Source organism: Flectobacillus sp. (assembly GCF_049240685.1).
Taxonomy (GTDB): domain Bacteria; phylum Bacteroidota; class Bacteroidia; order Cytophagales; family Spirosomataceae; genus Flectobacillus.
Map to the genome: position 1 here is coordinate 1 of NZ_JBMLSD010000395.1, position 3,443 is coordinate 3,443.

Below are 3,443 nucleotides of genomic sequence, written 5' to 3' on the forward strand. Positions count from 1 at the left end.
ACATTTTGCCGAATGCCCAAAGCTGCAAGCCGTAAGCTCAAAATACTTAGTTTATGGATAAAGTGTTGATTTTGATAACATTTTCCGTAATTTATTGGTCTATAAAACTAAAAACACAACAATCTAATTTCTTTTGAAATGAAAAAAATCGCCTTATTTTTTATAATCTGTTTTTTATCCTATCAGACTAAAGCCCAATCTTATCTCGAAACTCCCGATGGAAGAGTATTATTTGATGGGCATGAAGTGAATGTCGAGGGTACGGTTTATATTCCTCAGGAGTTTAAAAAAGGATATTTGAAGTTTTCAAACGAAAGGAAAATGACGATTCCGCAGATACGCTTTAATTCTTACGACAATCGTATAGAATTTAAAGAAGGAAAAGAAGAAAAGGTTTTGACCTTACCTATTGTGGAGTTTGGCTTCGAGGAGGCTGCTGGAAATATGCGAATTTTCAAAAAAGGGTTTCCGGCTATTGACCGCCAGAATGATGGTACTTTTTATGAAATCGCTTTTGAGGGCAAATTCAAACTACTAAAATATTTTAAAGCCCATAAATTTGATGTTTCGGGCTATAATTCGGCAACCAAAACGATGAAATTTGATATTAATGAAACCTTGTATCTCTTGAAATCAGATAATACTATCGTAAAGGTAAAGAAAGATAAAAAATCGTTACTGGAAGCTTTGGGCAAAGATGAAAGTGCAGTGAAAGATTGGTGGAGTAAAGAAAAACCCAACCTAAAAAATGAAACCGATTTGAAAGCTTTCTTAGCTTATTTGGATACATTGTAAAACAAAAGCGGTCGAAAAATGATTTTTCGACCGCTTTTTTGATACTATATTTGAAAAGGATACAGCTTTGAGACGTAAAGCCTCTACCAGTTTAAAATAATCACCCATTCACTCAATTTAGCGATGACTAATCAATTTTTTAACATATAATTTATCATCTACCATCATACGGAGGATATATGTACCTGAGCTTGCCGATGATAAATCAACGATTTGAGAAAATTCTGTTCCTACTTTTTCGAAGTTAGCTTGTGATATTTCTTGACCAAGCATATTAGCTACACTCAAGCGTAATTTGGTTGCAGGTTTTTCGAAAGTAGCTTTTAGTAAAAATTGACCCGTATTACTTGGATTTGGACTTACTGTGAAAAGCTGTGTCTCATCAAATTCGGTTCCCAATACAACAACTTTTGGAGGGTTTGGATTAGGCCCTTGAATATTCAGATTGTCAACAGCCCAGCCCCAGCCGTGTGCACCTACATCAGCCAATAAACGGAAGCGAATCAAAACTTGATCACCTGCTTTAAAATCGCCAGACTTGAGCATATCTATTTCCCGAGGTTTGAATAATGCAGGAGTTCCTGTTGCCAAAGAATTGCCATTGGCATCCGACGAACTATTCCAAGCAGCTAGCCAAGCAGAGTTACTTGACGAATCCCAGCCATCTTGAAACCATTTCCAAGTATTTCCTCCATCTTTAGAGCCTTCTACTATTACATAATCATAGAAGTTTCGATTAGGTACGCCATTACTGGCAAAAGCTACACCTCTATCACCGGGTTCAACCAATACGATTTCATCAAAATAAATCTTGGCGGTATCTCCTCTTAGAATAATGGGCTTTTGTAGGTTGAAGGTAAAATTGCTATAGGTATCAGAAGGATCAGAAGCTGTAAAAGCGAACTCTGTACCATCTTTGTATGGATGGTCCGAATGCATACTTTTACTTGCAAATCCTGAAGGTTGAGTTATGCTAAAGCCTTTGGTAAAAAAATCGTCGGCAGCTACACTTTCAAAAGTTGTAATATATGAATTAACCGCAGCTAGGATTTTTTGTACACTAAACTCGTAATAACCTGTGCTAGGAGAGTAAACAGTATTTTTTGCTTTTGTTTTATCTTTTACCACAATTCTATACTGAATTTTTTCGCCTCCTTTGAATAAGCCACTAGCAAATGTAAACTTTCCTGTAAAAGGATAGGCAATACCACCACTTAACAAATCACTGGATTGCCCTCTAGTCAACGCAAAGGCTGGTTGAGCTTTTCCGTCAATCAAATATTCTACATATACCGTATCGATATCTATATTATCAGCCACTGTTAGGGATGGTAGATTAACTTGCGTATCAGAAGGCTTCACTAAGGAAATATTGTGCACGAAGTCGATAACTGGTTTAACGGTATCGGCTGCAATCCTAACTTTGTAGAAATTAATATTGGCGATACTTCCAGGCGCCTCTGCTGGTGTAGAAAAAGTTTTTTTCTGACTATCCACAGCCGTGAAATAATAGCTCAATGTTTGTTCACTACCTCTATTGGGTAAACTAAAGGCATATTCTCCTGTTTTACCATTTCTAGTCATCAATACTTCTGTTTTATCCTTGGTAATATCGCCATACGAATAAACAAGTTTGACTGAAGTAGAATCAAAGCCATTGTCACCAAAAACTTTGACATTGAACGCCAATGGATTTACTAAATCTTCAGAATCTTTGAGACGTTTGTGGGCAATAGTATTTCCTACCCATCCCATATCATTAAATAATCCTAGCATCATAGGACCAGGGTTATGAATAGCCTCAGCTCTGGCAAATTGAGGGGACATCAGCGCATTAACTGTTCCTGTGCGATAGGTAACTTCATCCCAGTGGCTATAGCTTGAACCTTCGTCGTAAGGGTTTGGAGCATATAGTCTTCCTCGCAGGCTATCATTTACTGCAATAATAGAAGGGGTATTCATATACAATTGCCCTCCTACAAGCTGTTGATGTAATTCGGCAGATGGATTTTTGAAAACACTTGAATTAAGTAGTCTTTGTCCACTTTGACTTTCTACAAAAACGTCATAGATATAGGGAACTCCGCCATCTGTAATTACACCAAGTGTGGCATCAGAACTAGCTTCGCGCAAGGAACCAAAAAAACCAAGACCATGTCCAATCTCGTGTAATACAACTGAGACAAGGTCATATCTATTAGCTGGAACATTTCCATCTAGGCCATAATACCACGCAAAATCGCCATTGAATTGTGCCACAATATCGGGTCTATCACCATTTAGATTCGTATGCGCCATTTTTTCGGCTAGCGCAACGGCGTACCAAGTTTGCGCCTTGGCAGCGCCTGGAAAGTCTCGATAAGCACCAGTAGTGGTGGCTGATCCTAACACACTAGTTCCTAAACTTTGCCAATTTGCGGTTATTCGAATGGGTACGTCAGATACCAAGATCGACTGCCAAATATCAACCGCTTTTTGGAAAGCAGCCTTAGCATCTGCTGGAAAATCATTATAAGTAACAATAAATTTAGATTTATCTGCTGTAACTTTTGCCGCTTTGTTTTGCTTGAGTAAATACTCAAGTGGTGGAGCAACATAGCTTTTTATAGCAGGAGCATTTGGGTCTGAAGGAGGGCAATATATGCTTC

Annotated in this window: 2 protein-coding genes; one reads left to right on the forward strand and one right to left on the reverse strand. The window is 38.1% G+C overall.

Annotation, left to right across the window (positions count from 1 at the left end; all coding sequences use genetic code 11):
* The first annotated feature begins 138 nt into the window (after positions 1 to 138).
* Entirely contained in the window at positions 139 to 795 is a 657-nt protein-coding gene (locus ACOVQ4_RS18005; RefSeq protein ID WP_421822004.1) for a hypothetical protein, read from the forward strand.
* Between the two features lie 117 nt (positions 796 to 912).
* On the opposite strand, the gene ACOVQ4_RS18010 is transcribed toward ACOVQ4_RS18005, so the two are convergent.
* On the reverse strand, positions 913 to 3,443 hold a 2,531-nt coding region (locus ACOVQ4_RS18010), incomplete at its 5' end, for a T9SS type A sorting domain-containing protein (RefSeq protein WP_421822005.1).

What these genes read in the sequence shown, in the direction of transcription:
- ACOVQ4_RS18005 (WP_421822004.1), top strand. Translation starts at nt 139, where the DNA reads ATGAAAAAAATCGCCTTATTTTTTATAATCTGTTTTTTATCCTATCAG.